Raw genomic sequence first — 19,195 nt, 5'->3', positions numbered from 1 at the left:
GGTCAATTCCGGTGCGGATCCTCGACCCGGCGGACCAGCACGGGGAAGCCGTCGGTCGGAGTTGGCATTGCCGTCATATCCCATTCCAGTGTGTAACCGGAACGCATCTCGATTCGGTAGCACCGAAGCAAGTGGACGATTACGACCTTTACCATGACTATCGCGAAATGCATGCCGATGCACTTGTGTGCGCCCGAACCGAATGGCATAAAGGCAAGCCGGTGCGATCGGTCCTCGCGACGTGCGTCACTGAAGCGCTCGGGGTCGAACACGTGCGGATCCGTCCACAGACCTGGCCAATAGTGGTTGAGCCACGGAGCGACCACGACGATCGTGTCGGCGGGCACGAAGTACCCGTGAATTGAGGTGGCCGCCAACGTTTTCCGGAAGATCGCAGGGACCGGGGCAAACAGCCGCATCGACTCGTTGATCACCATCCCCAACGACTGCAGGCGGTCCAGCGCATCTAAATCAATTGACCCATCGCCAATCTCAGCCAATGCCTCTGCGCGGATGCGGTCCTGCCACACCGGGTGCAGCGCCAACTGATGCAAGACTGCCGTCGCAGTGGTCGCGCTGGTGTCGGTCGCGGCTGACATGAGAAAGATCATGTGGTTGACGACGTCGTCATCGGCGAACCGATTGCCGTTCCCATCGTGGACACGGCACAGGGCCGCGAAAAGGTTGTCGCCGCCGGACCTCCGCCGCACATCGATGTTGGTATGGAAATAGTCCTCAAGCGCGCGTCGACCACGAACGCCCGCCGACCAGCGCAAGCCAGGAACCGGAAACCGAATCATGGCGGTGGCCGCCCGCAGGCAGTCGCTGAATGCCCTATTCATCAGGTCGATTTGCGGCCCGGATTCATCCCCCATGAACACGGCGGCTGCGATATCGAGCAGTGTGCGTTTGAGGTACGGATAAACCAGCAGCTCATCCGCGCGTACCGACGCCGCGGCTCTGCGACCGATAGTGTCCACCGAAGACAGGTAGCCGCCCAGGCGCCTCCGGGTGAACGCCTCTTGCATGATCCGACGATGGAAGTGGTGTTCTTCGAAGTCCAAGAACATCAGTCCGCGCTTGAAGAACCGGCCGAGAAAAAGTTCCTGACCCTTCTGCGAGAAGACACGGTCGTTGTTCGCGAACACCTCCTGCGCCGCATCAGGTCCTAGCGCGAGAACGAACGGCACCCCCAAGCCGCGCATCCAAGAAATCTCACCGTACTTTTCCAGTCGACTTTCCAAGAACTCTATTCCGAGCGCCACCGCCGGGAGAGCGTGGCCGAGAATCGGCAAACCCTTATCTCCTGGAATTGGTTGGAGTCCACTACCTTCCGGTGGTCGGGACAGATCGCACGGAACGGTCTTGACGTTCAGCAGCGCGCGAGCGGCGGTCGCTCCGCCCTTACGGATAAGCCTTTTCGTTCGTTGTCGCGCATCTTTCGCACGCGGTGTCACGATGGCACCACATTCCGCCTGAGCCGGTGCGCAGTAGCAGCTTCACCCAAACCCTCGAGAAAAACTCGGATAAAAGCGTCCAACATACGATCCGGCAGCACGCGGCGTACTAGCGCACTGCTCCAAGAATCGATGCCTACGCGGTATCGGGTCTTTGGGCGTCTGGCCGCCAGGGCGGTGGCGACGGCAGCGGCGTAGTCCGCGGGCGTAGTCCTGCTCGCACGCGCCCGAGCCTCATTGATTTCGACACATGCGATGAATCGTGCGCGGTAATTCTCGACAACGTCGGCGGGCGCCGCATTGAGGATGTCATCCGCGCAGGCGCGGATCTTGTCCCAAATCGGTGTACAGATTGCGCCGGGCTGGATAACCGAGACGCTTACCCCAAACGGACGCAGCTCGCGCCGCAGCGCATCGCTCAGCCCCTCCTTGGCAAACTGGCACGCCGCATACACCCCCAAATAATGCGGAGCGACGTTGCCTATGCCAGAACTGACGTTGACGATCCTCCCGCCAGACGCACGCAACAGCGGTAGGAAGTGTTGCGTAACAGCCAGTGCCCCAATAACATTGGTTTCAAACTGGATGCGCATCCCGTCCATCGGAACGCATTCGAGCGGTGCGCTGACGCACAAACCCGCATTGTTGATGACCGCCCACAACCCGCTGTCGCGACACTGGCGCTCCACGCGTCCACGGACGCGCGCGATCGACGTCGAGTCGGTGACGTCAAGCAGCACCGGGATGAGTTCGCCTGTCGAAGGCGACATCCGGGCGAGTTCAGCAGCGCTCGCCTGGGTACGCACACCCGCGAACACACGATAGCCGAGTTCGCTGAGGTGGGTAGCGGCCGCCATTCCCAGCCCGCTCGAGGCGCCGGTGATGACTACTGATTTGGAACATGACGGCGTAACACTCACGGAACCCATTACGCGCCTTCTTCAGCAGTCTGGCTTAGTGCGGGATCGTGAGCGCGCCGGCGGATCGAGTCGCGATATGTTGTGATGCCGTGGGGCAGCCACCAGTTCCAGCGACCCATTAAACGCATAGCCGCGGGTACCATGACAAGCCTCACGATCGTAGCGTCGATTGTGATCGCGATGGCCATCGCTAACCCCATCTGCTGCACCGAAACTAGCTGCACTACAACGAATGCCGTGAATATGGTGCCCATCAGCAGGGCAGCACCCGAGATCAGAGGCGCGGTCTCTACAAGCCCGTAGACGACACTTCCGGTATTGTCACCAGTCTGCTGGTAGCGTTCACGCACGCGGCTCAGCAGGAACACCTCGTAGTCGGTGCTGAGGCTGAATAGCACGACGACGAGCAGGATGGGCACGAAGGTCTGTATCGGCCCCACCGATGCAATTCTCAGCGTGTCCGCAAGAAGGCCGTGTTGGAAGATCAGCACAACCGAGCCCATCGCGGCACCGACGGAAAGCAGATTCAGAACGATCGCTTTGCATGGCAATAACAGCGAGCGGAACGTCAAAGCCAGCAGCAAATAGATCACCGCGAGCATGGTTGCGATTACCATCGGGGTAGCATGCGAAATGCGTTCGTTGGCAGTGAATAGCACGGCCGCCACGCCCCCGACTGATATATGCCAGCCCGGTGCGGCGTTGGTTGTCGCGACTACGCGAACCTCTCTGAGGAGCGTTTTGATATCGGAATCACCAGCACGCTCGTTCGGAAAGATGTCAATGGCAATCGTTTTGCGGTCCGCAGACACGAACTGATCGATGCTTGTCCTGGAATCCGCAGCCAGACGCTGGAAATTGATGGGTTGAAGGGCGGCGAACGGGTCAACGGGTATCGCGGCTTGCAGGATAGGAATCGGCGATGCGACGCGCGCGACATGATCGAGTTGGCCGAAACCGGTAGCCATCGCCGCCAAACGGGCGAAATCGGTTGTACCGGAGAATGGTTCGTCGGCTTCGACGGCGACTAGTATTGGCTCGATGGCACCCTTTCCATACTGCTCCTCAACCAAGTCGTAGCCCTGACGCACTGACGAACTCTTGGGCAGAACCGAGGGATCGCCGCTAACTGTCTTCAGCCCGAACGCCGGCACGGTGAGGGCGATCAGTGCGACAGCTGTGACTATCAACGCGACAGTCGGCTTAGCCATGGTGATCTGGGCAAGTCTGCCCCAACGGCGGCGAGCTCGCTCCCGGGTGCGCGGCAGCCACGGCACACGCCATGCCGCTACGCGGGGACCAGCAAGGTACAACAGCGCGGGAAGGAAGATGATGCAAGTGAGGACTGCGGCCACGACGACGATGATCGCGGCAATTGCCATCGAACGGACGACGGGCAGGGTGACGATGAGTAGCGTCACGAGTGCCGCGGCGACCGTGATTCCGGACGCGGCAACGGTGCGTCCCGCGGTCCGCATGGTCTTGATCAGCGCGGCGTCTCGATCGAGACGGTCCACCTCGTCGATAAAGCGCCGAATCATGATTAGCGAGTAGTCCACGCCGACACCGAGCCCCAGCATGGTCGCAATGCTCTGTACGACGATGTTCAGCTGAACCACGCCGGAGATCGAGGTAAGTACTCCCATCGCAACAACGATCGCGGAAACGCTGACGACCAAGGACATCAACGCCGCGACGACGCTTCGGTACAGGATCAGCAGAATCGCCACCACAAGCGGAAACAGGATGAGTTCGACGCGTGTGAGAGCGGTCGCGCCAAGCTTGTCGACGGCGCCGAACGCGGCCGCTTGGCCCACCAAGTGAACCCGCAACCCTTCCGCGTCGAAGCGTGGCAACTCCGCCTCGACCACCGGAAGAACACGCTTTGCCGTACCGTCATCGATGCCCAGCTCGAGAGTTGTAAGGGCCGTCCGGCCATCGCGGCCGAGCAGCTCATCTCGTTGCGGCGAAGGCAGCGAACTCCAACCGGTATGGCCGCGAATGCACAGTCGCGGATCGGCCGTGATCTGCTGAACGACTTCCGCAACACGCTGGTCGAATTCGACCGACGGCGCACCGAACCGTTCGTCGTGGACCAGCAGGACGATGTTTGATGATCCACGCCCTATGAACCCGGCGTCCTGCGCTCGCTCGGCCCGCGCCTCCTCCGAGCCAGGCACCGTCCAGCCACCACCCCTGAGCCGGCTATCCAGCTGCGTGGAGCACAACCCGCAGACCGCGAGCAGGACTGCAGAAACCGCAACGATCCAGCCTGCATAGCGGGAAACCCATCGCGCGAGAACCTCCATTGGCTTGACCTCTCGCTTAGGCCGACCGCACGCGCGGATGTTCGGCGACGGAATCGACTGTTGCCCAATCGAGTTGGTTGGCCGCTCGATTTAGGCGAAAATGCGCGCGTGCAGAACCGTTGAGCGGCGATATCTCGTGGGCCATCTTGCGGTCAGCGGGACTCATCGCGCATCCCACGCCAGGTCGAACCGCATCGGTCGGATGTTTTGCCATCTCAGGATCGGCGACGGCACGTATCGCAGCCCGAGATCCCGGGCAGTCCGAACGACGGGGTTGTGCACCTGCTCGAGCTTGCTGAGCCGCCGCGAATTCCGCACCAGCATGCGAGTGCGTTTGCGGCGCATGTCTTCATACTTCCGCAGCGCCGCTACGGGATCAGGCACTCGGGCGATCGCCTGGGCCAGCACGTACGCGTCCTCCACCGCCGAACTCGCGCCTTGCGACATGCTCGTCTGCATCGGGTGGGCCGCGTCACCGAGCAAGCTGACTGGGCCGCTCCCCCACTGTTCGAGGAACGGTCGATCCTGCGCGGGCACCGTGACGATGGTGTGATCCGGGGTTTGCTCGATCACGTCGATTATTTCCCGAGCCCAACCGTCGAAGGCTGCGAGTATCCCCGTCTTCCGGTCGCGCCAGGAGCGCGCCTGTGCAACCGGCATGTTCTTGCTTCCCCACCAGTAGACCCTTCCGCCACCGATGTCGATCAACCCGAACCGCTGTCCCGTCCCCCAGTAGTGGCCGGCGTATCCGGGAATGACACGTTCATGCGCGAAAGGAACTGTGGCAAGCCAGAATAAGTACCCACAGTCGGTAGGTGGCACGTCACCCGCGATCTTTGATCGGATTGTCGACCGGATGCCGTCTGCACCGATCAATACATCGGCCCGCGCTTCGCGGCCATCGGCGCATATCGCACGGACACCCGAGTCGGCAACCTCGAAGTCAACTATTCCCGCACCGAATCGAATTGGCGTGTCGCCCGCGGCGTCCAGCAGCACCCGCATTAGGTCGCCGCGGTGGATGCCGACAATCGGATCGCCCAGTTCCACGCTGACGGACTGGATGGGGAGGGCGCGAATCAGTCTGCCCCGCGCGGTATGTATCTCAAAACGTTCAATTGCCTGCCCACTTGCACCCAAGCCCAAATCGATACCTAGCGCGCGCAGCACCTTCGTTGCATTGTTGGCCAGCCCCAATCCTGTTCCGCTGGCCGGCAACTCTGTTGCTGCTTCGCAGATTTCGACGCCGATACCTTTGGCGCGCAGAGCAATGGCAGCGGTCAGGCCGCCTATGCCCGCCCCCGCGATCAGAACATTGGGCGTGCTCATTGCAGTGCAATTTCCAGCTTTGTCGCAACGTCGGCGACGTTTGGCTCGGCCATCATCGACAAGTGGTCTCCTGCCACGTCGATTACGGTCAGGCTGCGGGGCGCCAACCGCTCCCAACCGTTGGTTTGGCTAGTGAAGTTGCTGCCGACGATGTAGTGAACATGCTCAGCATCTACGGGCATTGGCTCCGTCGACTTCAGCAGTGTGATGTCGCGATCCAACGGCTCATGGCGATAATTCAGCGCCGCTTCGTAGTTGGCGCGGAAGATTTCGTAGAGCCGTCGGATCAACTGTGGCGAACTCTCGGCGGGAACTATCTTGGCCTCGATCGCTTCGCGGAGGATCGAGTCGAACGAGGTGTCGCGATCCGTCCCGTCGTAGTCATGCAGCAGCCGTGCTGCCTCAGCACCGTTGGCATGCCATAGCAGCTCGGCGAAAAACCATGTGATCAAGTCACTCTCAGATATCTCGCCATGAGGGCCGTCACTCAGCGCGATTGCATCGAGCAGGATCAATCGGGCCAGTTCCTCGTCGGCCAGCTGTCGTGCCATTTCAACGGCCACGTAGCCACCGAAGGACCATCCACCGATGTTGTAGGGGCCGCACGGGTGCGTTTTGCGAATCGCGGCGATATATGACGCGGCCAAGTCACTGATCGTGCGGAGTGGCTTTGATCCGGGCTCGACCCCTGCCGCCTGCAACGCGTAGACCGGACGGTCGTTCGCGAGGTGCTTGACGAGATTGAGATAGCACAGGACATTCCCGCCGATCGGATGAATCAGAAATAGCGGCAGACGATCACCGAAGGTGTTCAGCGCGACAACGGGATCAAACGATCGTGGACCACCGCCCGCTGCGATCAGGCTGCCGATGTGTGCCGGGGTGGGCGCGATGACGAACGCGTCGAGCGGAATCTCCACATCCCAGATCCGCGCAATCGCCATCACCACCCGCATGGCACCGATCGACGTACCTCCGGCATCGAAGAAGTTGGTGTCGGCTGCGAAGCCCGCGCAACCGGCGAACTCCGCCATGATCTCGGCGACCGCTCGCTCATAGCCGCTACCCACGTCAATGTCCGCAGATGCGGCAACCGTGGCCGACAGCGGCAAGTCCCGAAGCGCCTTGTCGTCGCGCTTGCCGCTCGACAGCAGCGGAAGCTCGTCAAGCCATTGGAAGTGCGTCGGAATCATATAGTCGGGCAGCAACGCTCCGAGGCGGGCTCGGAACGCTGCGATATCAACGTCTTCCCTGTCGCCCACGAGGTAGGCCACGAGCGCGGAGTCCGACGCGGCGAGATTGCGGGCTACGACAGCCGACGCTCGGATCGCCTTCTCGCCAAGGTTCATTATTGCGGTTTCGACCTCCGCACACTCGATGCGGAAACCGCGTACTTTCACCTGGGTGTCGGCCCGCCCCAGATAAACCAGTTCGCCGCTGGGTAATTGGACCCCTAGATCGCCGGTCCGGTACATCCTCTCCCCTGGTTCGCCGATCGCGACGAATCTCGCTGCGGTGAGATCTGGCCGTGATTCGTAACCGAGCGCGAGACAGAGACCTCCGATGTAGATCTCCCCCTTCGTTCCGGGCGGAACCGGGCGGAGATCAGCTCCGAGGAGGCTGACGGTTACGCCGTCGATCGCGGTGCCGATGGGTGGCAGCGTTGGGAAATCTTCTGGCGAACCGCTCATGGTGTAGCTGGTCACCTCGTGCGTCTCGGTGGGACCGTATTGGTTCTCCAGGACAAGATCGGGATTCTCAGTGCACAGCTGGCGGATCTCCGGTGTGATCCTCAGCTGTTCGCCGACGTTGATCACTACGCGCATGCAATCCAGCCGCGTCCGGGTCGTGCATACCGCTTCGGCGAATGCCTGGAGTGCGACGCAAGGTAGAAACACGCGTGCGATTCCCTCGTCCGCAACGAGGCGCACCAATCCCGGCAAGTCTTTACGCTGTGTCCCCGACAACAACCGCAACGCGCCACCACCGCAGAGCGTCGAAAAGATCTCCTGAAAGGAGACGTCAAAGGACAGCGGGAAAAATTGGAGTGTGGAGCCGCCGACGGCGCCCGACGGGCGCCGGTTCTGCCAAGTGATGAGGTTGTGGAGGACCCGGTGCGGCATCGCGACGCCCTTGGGCTCGCCCGTCGACCCAGATGTGAACAACACGTAAGCCGGCGCGTCGGGGGCGATTGCCGGCAGCGTCCTGGTCGCGGGTACGTTAAGCAATTCCCGCACTTCGGTGGTATCGGAGATGATGCGGAACGGCCGGGCGAGATCGATCATCGAGTCGATTCGCGCGCGCGGGTAGCTCGGGTCCAATGGGACAACCGCCGCACCGGCCTTCAGAACGCCAAGTACGATCGCGATCAGCTCCGCCGACCGATCAAGCATTACGCCTACCCGTGCCCCTGCCGGCATGCCCGCCTTCAGCAGGCCGGCCGCTATACGCTCTGCGCCACGATCTAATTCGGAGTACGTCCAGCAGGCGGTGTTCGTCACTAGCGCGGTTGCATCCGGCGTGGCCGCCGCCTGTTCGGACACCAGTTGGACGACGTTACGACCCTCCAGGTCATCGGTAGCGGAATCGACGTTCCCCTTGGGTGCGCGCACGATCGCCGCGAGCACCCGGAGCAATGCCTTCGCGTATTCACGTGCCTGCGTCGCTGTCAGCAGCGCCGGATCGCCGCTCACCCGCAGTGACAGTCGACCGGTTCGTGGATCCGTCGCGACGGTCACCCACAGCGCGAAATTCGTTCGCTCATAAGCTTCGAACGCGAGCAGTTCGACCCCGGCGACATCGGTCAACTCGCCGAACAGGTGGTAGTTGACGAAATCAAATACCACATTGAACACGCGGTGGCCCGCATCAGATTGCATGGCCTGCAGGGGGTAACGCTGATAGCGATGGCCCTCGCGCTCGAATCGGGAAAGGTGTTCGACCAAGTCGAGCCAGGTCGCGGGACGGCCGTCGACTTTAACCGGGATCGTGTTGAGAAATAGCCCCGCAACCACTTCCGCGCCGGCACGGCCGGGGCGCCCGTGGGTCACCAGTCCGGTCGTGACATTCGCGTCACCCGAGAATCTTTGCAGAGTAACGCAATGCACGGCGAGCAACAGCGATTTTATCGGCAGCCCACTGGCCTTTGCGAGTTGTTCAGCGGAACACTGCAGCCACTCCGGAATCAGGACAGTGACGGTCGGATCCGTTGCTACCGGGGCTTCATGGGCGACATAGGATTCTAGCGACGTCGCGCGCGATCCGGCCAGGATATTTCGCCAGAACTCCTGCGCAGCAAGACTTTCGCGCGCCTCCCTCTCTAGGCGGGCATACTCGGCCAACATCGTTGCCGAATGGACCCCAGCCTCGATCGGCGCAACGTCGATACCGAGATGGAACAAATAGTCCTGTAACAACTCCCGCATTAGGTTTGCAACGCTCCAGCCGTCCAGAATTGCGTGATGAAACGCAAAGACCAGGTCCACACTCTCATCCCGCACAAACGCACCCAGGCTATAAAGCGGGGCCTGATCGAAGGCGTAGCTTTGCGAATGCCGAGCAGCCATATAGTCAGCGACATCCGCATCGTCGGCCGCAGTCACAACCTCCAACGCGGAGGGCACCCGTGACCTGACAACTTGCACCGGCAGCGAATGTTCTTGCAGTTCAAACGAAGAACGCAGTGCGGGATGACGCGCCACGAGCCGATCGAACGCGTCCGTAAACTCCTCTTTCAGCCATGGCATCGCGATGCGGTATCGAAAGACGTCCTTGTACATGGTCGATTCGGCATGCTCGATGCTGTGGAAGAGCATTCCGAGTTGCAGCGCGGTCGCGGGGAACGCATCTTCGGCGTCGTGTAATGCCGCGCGGTCGATCAGGGGGAGCAGCGCGAACGCATCCGTGACGCCTTTGGCCTCCGGCGCCATCTGGTGAATCGACTCGGCCACCTCGGCAACCGTCGGTCGGGCGAATAGTTCCTCGATATCGAAGGCGATACCGCGCTTTTCTGCCTCGCTGCGCACTGAGAGTGCGAGGATGGAATCTCCGCCGATGGTGAAGAAGTCGTCGTACACACCGATCGATTCCGCGCCGAGCACTGAGGCAAACACATCGACCAGCGCCGCCTCGGTTGGGGTGCGCGGGGCGACGGCAGATCGATCCGGCGCACCCGGCCGGGGAAGCGCCCGACGATCCACCTTGCCGCTCGCCGTACGGGGAAGCACGTCAAGTTCGACGTATCCGGTGGGGATCATGTACGCGGGCATCCTTTGTGCTAGGTGATCGCCGAGTTGACCGGTGGTGACGGAGTCGCTGACGAAGTATCCGATCAGGTGGGTGCCGTGAATTTCCGACGGCTCGGCCAGCACGACCGCCGATCGGACACCCGGACACGACTCCATCACGGCTTGCACCTGCTCGAGGCTCACCCGGTTGCCGCGGACCTTGACTTCGAGGTCGGTTCGGCCCAGGAACTCCAGGTTGCCGTCGGCTCGCCAGCGGGCAAGATCACCCGTTCGGTAACGTCGGCCGCGCGGCACGCGTTCGTCCTCGGCGAACGCGACGGAGGTCAAGTCGGGGCGGCCGCGATAACCACGGGCCAGACACACGCCGGCGATGTTCAATTCACCCGCCACTCCGACCGGACAGGGGTTTCCGCGGTCGTCGAGAACCAGCAATAGTGTGTTGTCGATAGGCTTTCCGATCGGGACCACTTCGACCGCCCCGTCCGACGGACAGTCGAAGTAGCTCACGTCCACCGTCGCTTCAGTCGGGCCGTAGAGATTCACCAGCCGCGGCACCCCGATGGCACTGAACACCCGGTTGAATCTCTCGACCAGCGCGGGGCTCAATGGTTCCCCGCTGCAAAACACCGTGTGCAAAGACGCAACTCGGTGCATCGAATCAGGCTGTGCTTCAAGCTGGTCCAGAAATGGCCCAAGCATTGACGGCACGAAATGCATCACGGTGACCCGGTGTCGCTCCACTGCCGCGACGATCTTGCGTGGGTCGCGCTCGCCACGCGGCTCCAGTAGTGCGACGGTCGCGCCCGCCATCGCCCACCACATCAACTCCCACACGGAGACATCGAAACTCACCGGTGTCTTGTGCAGGATCACGTCGTGTGGGCCGAGTGTGTACCGGCGCTGCATCCACAGCAGTCGGTTCATCACTGACCGGTGCTCGACTTCCACGCCCTTCGGCCTGCCGGTCGATCCCGACGTGTATATGACGTAAGCCAAGTCCCCGGGTGAGGCGACCGGTTGGACGGGATCTGCGTCGGCAATGGTCGGCTTGACCAGGCTGACACCGAGTTCATCGGCCAGTTGGGCGTATTCGGTTCCGGCCACGAGAACCCGGGCACCGCTTTCCTCCATGATCGTGCGGATGTGCAGCATGGGGTGATCCGGGTCGATCGGCAGGTACGCGGCGCCCGCGCGGATGATTCCGTGGATTGCAACCACAAGTTCCGGCGACCGGGGCACGATGATTGCGACGCACTCGTCGCGCTCAATACCCTGCGCGCGCAGCACTTCCGCGATGTAATTCACCGCGCCGTCGAACTCCGAATAGCGCAGCGTTCCGCTGGCAGACACCACCGCAGTGCACTCACCGGGTATATCAGCGGCCAATCGGTCGACCGTCATGTTCCGCGTGACGTCAAGCATCAATCGGCGCTCCTGAGGCAAATGCGTTTAGCTCGACGTGATCGGCATCAGAGAGCATGTCGATCTGGGCAAGCGGCACATCGGGTGCTTCGATCGCTCGATCGATCAAGGTCAACACGTGGCGCAGAGCATCGCTGAACCGATAGTTCGAGTCGAAGACGTCATCGGCGTAGAAAAGGTCCACCTCGAGCGAACCGTCCCGCTCATAGTCGCGAACGACGATGTTGACCGCATCGAGCGCGTACCCCGACGCCAGCATGTCGATGCCCTTCCACACCGGTTGGGTGTCTTCGATATTCGGGACTGCCTGATACGAGTACGTCACGTCGAACAGGGTGGGAGTCTTCCCTGATTCCTCGTGCAGTGCGGCCACGACGTCTCCAAGAGCAAATCGCTGACGCGCCTGCAGTTCCCAAATTTGACTGTTGATCCGATCGGTCAGTTCGAGCGCCGATATCTCGTTGTCGACCGGAACCCGCAGCGGCAGCAAGTTCACCATGCAGCCAACGGTGCGGAGTTCGGCATCGGATGACCGGTTGCGGAACGGGACCCCGATCACGATATCGCCGGCGCGGTGTACCCGGCGCAGATACTCGCCGATGGCAGCGGCGGTGAACGCGAAGACCGACCGGTGGGTGTCTCGAATCCGTTGGGCTGTTCCCGGGTTCACACGGAAGGCGTGATGCCCCCGGCGCCGACTATGCATTGATCCGCGGCGGGCGAACAATGCGGGCTCAACGTGGCGGTAATTCGCGATGAAGTACTCGCGATCGGCCTCCCAGTCCCGGGAGCCGCGGTATTCGCTCTCTGTGCGCACAAAGTCCAGATAGCTCGGCATCTCGACGTCGTCGTCGTTGTCCAGGTCCACGCCCGACGTGTACTCGTTGAGCAATTGGCTCATCGCGAGATTGACACTCCATCCGTCCCCCACGGCGTGATGAAAGCAGGCGTATATCAGGAACGAGTCGGTTCGATCGACGAGCACGGCGGTATGTGACAGCGGTCCGTCCAGGGTAAGCACCCGGCGACTCATTTCCTCGATCCAGTGTCGGCACGCAGCCTGGGGGTCGGAATCGTTGGTGAAGTCGAGGAGTGTTGGCTCGGGTAACTCCGTGCTAACCCGCTGGACGAATTCGCCGTCGCGAATCTCAAAACGCAATCGCAGCGCGTCGTTTCGCAGATATGTTCTCCGCAAGCATGCGCGCATCCGTGCCATTTCCACCGTGCCCTCGAGTCTGGTGTAGCCGACCGCCTGCACGATTGGGAGATCCGGATAACGCGCGCCAACGGCGACGATGTCGCGCTGGTAAGCCGTCAACAGCCAGTATGTTTGTTGGAATCCCTGGTCGCTTTGTGCTTGCCGGGGATCCGGGGGCTCGTCCGTGCCCAATGCGCTGGCCAGGTACCGAGCCAATGCTCTCGGTGTCGGATGGTCGAGAATGGCGGTGGTGGGCAGCTTCAGGCCGGTCGTCAATTTGAGTCGATTCCGGAACTCGACCGAACCCAGGGAATCGAAGCCCAGCTCCTTGAACTCCTTGTCCGCGCTCACCGCGTCCGCGCTATCGTGCCCTAGCACGACGGCCGCGTGGGATCGGACGATGCCGAGCAGTTCCTGTTCTTGTTGCAATGCGCTCATCGCGGCAATCCGCTGTCGCAGACCGGGAAGGTATTCCGCCGGCGCAGCAGACTCGGCGATGCGCCGGGCACTGCCGATCAGAGCGCGGAACAACGGTGGCAGGCCCGCAACCGCCGAATGTGACCGCAGCGCGGCGTGGTCCAGCTGCGCCGGTATCACGACCGGCCGACCCTGCGCCAGCGCCGCATCGAACAGCGCGAGTCCGTCGGCCGAGGACATCGCAACAAAGCCGTTGCGGCTCATGCGCGCACGGTCACGGTAGTCGAGATGACTCGTCATTCCAGTCGCTTGTTCCCACCATCCCCACGCCATCGCAAGCGCGGGCAACCCCTGCTGTCGGCGATGCGATGCGAGCGCATCCAGGAATGCATTGGCGCCCGCGTAGTTCGCCTGGCCCGCGGAGCCGAGAACACCGGCTGCCGAAGAAAACAGCACGAAGGCGGCAAGGTCAGCGGACGTAGTGAGTTGGTGCAGGTTCCACGCCGCGTCGACTTTCGGCCGCAGTACCGACTTGAGGTGATCTGGCGTCAGTGCCTCGAACACGGCGTCGTCGAGCACCCCGGCCGCATGGATGACAGCGCTCAACGGATGCTCGTCAGGTATGCCGCTGAGCAGCCTCTGCAATGAATCTCGTTCCGCCACATCACACGATGCGATCCGTACCGAAGCACCAAGCTCGGTCAGCTCTGATTCGATCGCCACCGCACCTTCGGCAGCGCGTCCGCTGCGGCTGACCAGTAGCAGGTTGCGGGCGCCGTGGCGAGTCACCAGATGGCGGGCCACTAGCGTCCCGAGCACGCCGGTGCCGCCCGTTATCAGGACAGTCCCGTCGGGGTCGAGCGGCCTGGGCATGGTGAACACCACCTTGCCGATGTGGCGGGCTCGACTCATAAAGCGATAGGCCTCCGATGCCTGCCGCACGTCCCAGAAGCGCATCGGAATCGGATGCAGCTCATGGCTTTCAAACAACTTCACGAGCTCGGTCAGGATCTCGCGCACACGGTCCGGACCGGGCTCCACCAGCAGACAGAACGCTCGATAGCGAACACCTGGATGCCGGGCGGCCACCTCTTCGGCGTTGCGAATGTCGGTTTTTCCCATCTCGATGAACCGGCCACCGCGCGGCAGTAGTCGCAACGATGCGTCGACGAATTCTCCTGCTAAACAATCGATTACGACATCCATGCCTGCTCCGCCGGTTACGGCGGAGAACTTTTGCTCGAAGTCAACCGTGCGCGAATTCGCGATGTGTTCGTCGTCGAGTCCCATGCTGCGCAGTGTTCCCCACTTTGCGGGGCTGGCGGTCGCATACACCTCGAGGCCCCAGTGTCGAGCCAGTTGCACGGCAGCCATGCCAACTCCACCGGTGCCGGCGTGCACCAGCACCCGTTCCGCTGCGCCGGCGCGCGCGAGGTCCGCCAACGCGTAGTACGCGGTCAGAAATGCCGCAGGCATCGCCGCTGCCCAGCGGTAGGACCATCCGGACGGAATATTGACCAGCATCCGGTGATCGATGACAACAACGGGTCCGGCGCCGTATAGCAGGCCCATCACGCGATCGCCCGGAGCGAAACGGAACACATCGTCGGCAACCTCGAGAACTACGCCAGAACCTTCGAAGCCGAGGTGGTCCGGTGAGTCACCCAACGCGATCAGAACATCACGGAAGTTCACGCCGCTGTAGCGCAGGGCCAATCGAACCTCTCCTGGCCCGAGGGGCCGGTTGGATTCGGGCGACGAACGCAAGACGATGTTGCGCGTGTCCAGCGTGCCTTTTCCAAGGGCGGTAAGTCGCCAATTGCCCGCCTCGACCAATTCAGCGCCATCGAGTCGTTCCGTGCGTACCACGCGCGGGCCGAAGAAGGTGCCTTCACGGAGCGCGAGTTGCGGTTCGTCACAGCGGGCCGCTTCGGCGACCGCGACATCGGCCTCGGCCCAGTCATCGACGTCGACCAGTGCAATGCGCCCCGGGTTCTCGGTCTGCGCGCTCCGCAACAGTCCCCAGACGGCCGCCTGGCCGAGATTGGTGACGTCCTCGGAGGAGTTGACCGCGATCGCGCCGCACGTGAGAACTACGAGCCTCGCTTCCTCGTCATGACTTTCGTCCGACAGCCACGTCTGCACTTGTTCCAGCATCGTTGCGAGCAGTCGATGCAGGTCGTCGGTGAATGCCTCAGTATCCGCGGTCGTTGTCGGGCAACGCAGTACTGTGCAATCGTCCGGAAGGATGCCGTCCACATGATTGACCGACGGCCCGATGGCGACCCAATCCAGTCCGTACAGGCGGTCATCGGCACGCCTGCTTGTTAACAATCGACTGGGTGAAATCCCACGCACGGCAAGGGAATCAATGCGACCAACCAGCGTCCCGCGGTTGTCCAAGAGGGTTACTGCCACCGTGTCTTCGCCGACGAGCGTGATCCGTGCGCGAAGCCGGCTGGCGCCGACAGCAAACAGCGCCAATCCTTCCCATTCGAACGGCAATCGGGTCAGCTCTGATTCCGCGAGAATGCCGCCGACGACAATGCTGTGCAGGACTGAGTCGAGCAGCACCGGATGCAGCCCGAACCGGCCCGCATCCGCCTTCACCCCCTCCGGCAAAGCCGCTTCCACGAACACCTCGCCGCCGCGACGCCACACTGAGCGCAGACCTCGGAACGCCGGACCGTATTCATATCCGCGCGCGGACAGCTTGGGGTAGGCGTCGGAAACATCGACCGGTTCCGCATCCTCCGGGGGCCATTGTTCGAACGCCGGCAGCGGTCCGGGCTCGGGGGTGGGAGTGAGTAAACCCTCGGCATGGCGTGTCCACTCGCGTTCCACGCCATCGTGTTCGATCCGCGAGAAGATTCGAAGCGGCCGATCGCCGGACTCCCCGCATGCGCCGACGACGACTTGCACCGTTAGACCACGCTCGTCGACGACCATCGGTGCGTGCAGCACAAGTTGCTCAACGCCCGGGAATCCCGCACGATCGCCCGCGTGCAGGGCCATCTCCACCATCACCGCACCCGGAACGAACACAACCCCGTGCACCTTGTGGTCCGCCAGCCAGGGATGGGACGCAAGCGACAACCGACCGGTGAGAATCAAGTCTCCTGAATCCGCGTGTTGCACGAGCGCGCCCAGCAGGGGATGCTCGGCTCCGGTCACACCGAGACTGCTCGCGTCGACGGCGCCGGACGGGGGATCCAGCCAGTATCGCTTCTGTTCGAACGCGTATGTGGGCAAGTCGACGCAGCGCGCGTTGCTTTTGCGCAACATGCTCGCCAACTCGGGCTTCCTTGCGCTTATGTGGGCTTGGGCAACCGATAGCAAAAACCGGCGCATTCCGCCTTCGTCCCGTCGAAGCGTCCCAACCACACTGTGGTCGTCACCGAGGTCGTCCAGTAATTCCTGGACACCGACAGTCAGAACCGGATGCGGACTCGATTCGATGAATGTGCGATAGCCGTGTTCGTGCGCCCAACGGGTCGCTTGTTCAAACAGCACGGGCTGCCGCAGATTGGCGAACCAGTAGTCGCCGTCGAGGATTGAAGTATGCAGCCGGGCGCCGGTGACCGATGAGATGAAAGCGATATCGCCGGTTCGCGGCTGCAACCCGGACAGCGACTCCCGGACCGTCTCCCGCAACTCTTCGACATCTGCGGAATGCGAAGCGTAGTCGACGGGAATCCGGGTTGCCGGCACGTCGTTTCGCTCGCATTCGGCCATCAACTCGTCCAAGGCGTTCACGGTTCCTGTGACGACGACCGAAGTCGGACCGTTCTGCGCGGCAACGGAAATCGATTGCTCCCACGGTTTGATGAGCGCCAAAACTCGCTCGACGGGCTGCGGGATCGAGACCATGCCACCCGTTCCTGCAATGGCCCTGATCGCCTTGCTGCGTAACGTGACGACCTTTACCGCGTCCCGCAACGACAGCGCACCCGCGACGTAGGCGGCCGCGATCTCGCCTTGCGAGTGGCCGATGACGGCGTCCGGGCGGATTCCCAGCGCTCGCCATTGCGCCGCCAGCGACACCATCACGGCAAACAGCACAGGCTGCACCACATCGACCCGATCGAGGCTGGCGCCACCGGAACCACTCACCGTCTCGAGCAGCGACCAATCGACGAACTCGGTGAAAGCTGCCTCGCAGCGCCGCATTTCGTCGGCGAACGCGGGCGCGCACTCCAATAGCTCCGCTGCCATACCCGGCCACTGGGAACCCTGGCCGGGAAAGACAAAGACGGTTCGACCGGTGACGGCGGCCGCTCCGGTCACCACATTCGGGGCTGGGGCGCCGGATGCGATCGCCGCCAAGCCGCTCAGCAATTCGTTACGGTCGCCGCCGACGGCAACGGCCCGGTGGTCGAACAACGCCCGGGTGGTGACCAGTGACAGCGCCACATCGTGGGGATCCACGTCGGCGCGCTGCTGGACGAACCGCATGAGCCGGGCCGCCTGCCCCGCCAGCGCCGGCGCCGTCTTGGCGGACAGCACCCATGGTATCGCCGGAGTATCGCTCCGGGCCGGCGTCGTGGTCTCACCAGCAGGCGCCTGCTCGAGTATCACGTGGGCGTTTGTTCCGCTGATGCCGAACCCGGACACCCCCGCACGTCGGGGTTCGTCGGCATGGTCGGGCCACGGACGTGCGCGGCCGACAACCTCGACCGTTCCAGACGACCAGTCAACTTGCGGTGTCGGGGCATCCAAATGCATGGTCGCGGGCACCGTCCCGTACCGCATCGACTGTACGACCTTGATGATCCCCGCGACGCCGGCCGCGTACTGCGCATGGCCGATGTTCGATTTGACCGAGCCGACTAGCAGCGGTCGAGCTGCCGAGTGCGCTTTGCCGTATATCGCCTGCAGCGCTTTGGCTTCGATCGGGTCGCCGAGTCTCGTGCCGGTGCCGTGGGCCTCGACGACGTCTATGTCGCCGGCGGTCAGGTTCGCATCCAGCAGGGCCCGCCGAATCACCCGCTGCTGAGCCGAACCGCTTGGGGCGGTCAATACGTCGGACGCGCCATCCTGTCCCAGGGCGGTGCCCCGGATGAGCGCGAGCACCGGGTAACCGAGTGTGCGCGCCCGCGACATCCGCGCCATTACCAGCACGCCCGCGCCCTCCGCGACGCCGAACCCGTCCGCGGCTGCGGCGAACGGCTTGGACAGGCCGTCTTCGGACAGCGCGCCCTGCCGGCCCAGACCGATATAGATGCTGGGCGAGCACACCACGGTCACACCGCCCGCGAGCGCCAAATCACATTCACCGGACCGCAGCGATCGAACGGCGAGATGCACGGCAACCATTGATGATGAACAGGCAGTGTCGACCGTCAACGCCGGGCCCAGCAGACCGAGTGTGTAGGCCACGCGACCCGACACGACGCAGGTCGAGGTGCCTGTCGTCAGGAAGCCGGCAAATCCCTCCGTGTCTTCATAGATGCGTGGGCCGTACTCCTGACCGCCGGCACCGACAAACACCCCTGTATCGCTGCCCCGCAGGGAAGTAGGGTCGATCATTGCTCGCTCCAGCGCCTCCCACGTCACCTCGAGCAGCAGCCGCTGCTGCGGATCCATGGCGTGGGCTTCACGCGGACCGATCCCGAAGAACCCTGCGTCGAAATCGCCGACGTTGTCCACAAACGCGCCTGCCCGGACGTATGTCGCGCCTGGTGCCTCGGGGTCGGGACCTAATAGCCTGTCGAGATTCCAGCCCCGGTCGGTAGGGAATTGCGAGATCGCATCGCGTTCCTCGGAGACTAACTGCCACAAATCATCTGGTGAGCTGACACCGCCCGGAAAGCGGCAACCCATCCCAAGAATGGCGATCGGCTCGTTCGGCTCATACCCATTGGTGGCACGCAGTATGTCTTCAGTGGTCATCTCT

The 19,195-nt window shown here is 62.6% G+C and carries 6 protein-coding genes; all 6 read right to left on the bottom strand.

Going from position 1 to position 19,195, the window contains the following annotated elements:
• Positions 1–2: 2 nt before the first annotated feature.
• Positions 3–1,457, bottom strand: a complete 1,455-nt coding sequence (locus tag AWB92_RS05060) for a cytochrome P450 (RefSeq protein ID WP_277622276.1) — start codon at positions 1,455–1,457, stop codon at positions 3–5.
• Positions 1,454–2,386 (bottom strand): SDR family NAD(P)-dependent oxidoreductase, encoded by a 933-nt coding sequence (locus tag AWB92_RS05055; RefSeq protein WP_085184321.1) that lies wholly within the window; start codon positions 2,384–2,386, stop codon positions 1,454–1,456. The genes AWB92_RS05060 and AWB92_RS05055 overlap by 4 nt, the downstream gene beginning before the upstream one ends.
• Positions 2,386–4,686 (bottom strand): MMPL family transporter, encoded by a 2,301-nt coding sequence (locus tag AWB92_RS05050; protein ID WP_085184320.1) that lies wholly within the window; start codon positions 4,684–4,686, stop codon positions 2,386–2,388. Before AWB92_RS05050 ends, AWB92_RS05055 begins: the two co-directional genes overlap by 1 nt.
• Positions 4,687–4,848: 162 nt before the next feature.
• Positions 4,849–6,015, bottom strand: a complete 1,167-nt coding sequence (locus AWB92_RS05045; RefSeq protein ID WP_085184319.1) for an NAD(P)/FAD-dependent oxidoreductase — start codon at positions 6,013–6,015, stop codon at positions 4,849–4,851.
• Positions 6,012–11,684 (bottom strand): non-ribosomal peptide synthetase, encoded by a 5,673-nt coding sequence (locus AWB92_RS05040; protein ID WP_085184318.1) that lies wholly within the window; start codon positions 11,682–11,684, stop codon positions 6,012–6,014. Before AWB92_RS05040 ends, AWB92_RS05045 begins: the two co-directional genes overlap by 4 nt.
• On the bottom strand, positions 11,677–19,191 hold the full coding sequence (locus AWB92_RS05035) for a type I polyketide synthase (RefSeq protein ID WP_085184317.1): 7,515 nt from the start codon (positions 19,189–19,191) through the stop codon (positions 11,677–11,679). Before AWB92_RS05035 ends, AWB92_RS05040 begins: the two co-directional genes overlap by 8 nt.
• Positions 19,192–19,195 lie beyond the last annotated feature (4 nt).

The organism is Mycobacterium sp. IEC1808 (assembly GCF_002101935.1).
In the GTDB taxonomy this organism is placed as follows: domain Bacteria; phylum Actinomycetota; class Actinomycetes; order Mycobacteriales; family Mycobacteriaceae; genus Mycobacterium.
Note: the sequence above shows the minus strand (reverse complement) of the source record. Positions and strands in the feature narration are given on the sequence as shown.

What these genes read in the sequence shown, in the direction of transcription:
- AWB92_RS05045 (WP_085184319.1), bottom strand. Translation starts at nt 6,015, where the DNA reads ATGAGCACGCCCAATGTTCTGATCGCGGGGGCGGGCATAGGCGGCCTG.
- AWB92_RS05035 (WP_085184317.1), bottom strand. Translation starts at nt 19,191, where the DNA reads ATGACCACTGAAGACATACTGCGTGCCACCAATGGGTATGAGCCGAAC.
- AWB92_RS05040 (WP_085184318.1), bottom strand. Translation starts at nt 11,684, where the DNA reads ATGCTTGACGTCACGCGGAACATGACGGTCGACCGATTGGCCGCTGAT.
- AWB92_RS05050 (WP_085184320.1), bottom strand. Translation starts at nt 4,686, where the DNA reads ATGGAGGTTCTCGCGCGATGGGTTTCCCGCTATGCAGGCTGGATCGTT.
- AWB92_RS05055 (WP_085184321.1), bottom strand. Translation starts at nt 2,386, where the DNA reads ATGGGTTCCGTGAGTGTTACGCCGTCATGTTCCAAATCAGTAGTCATC.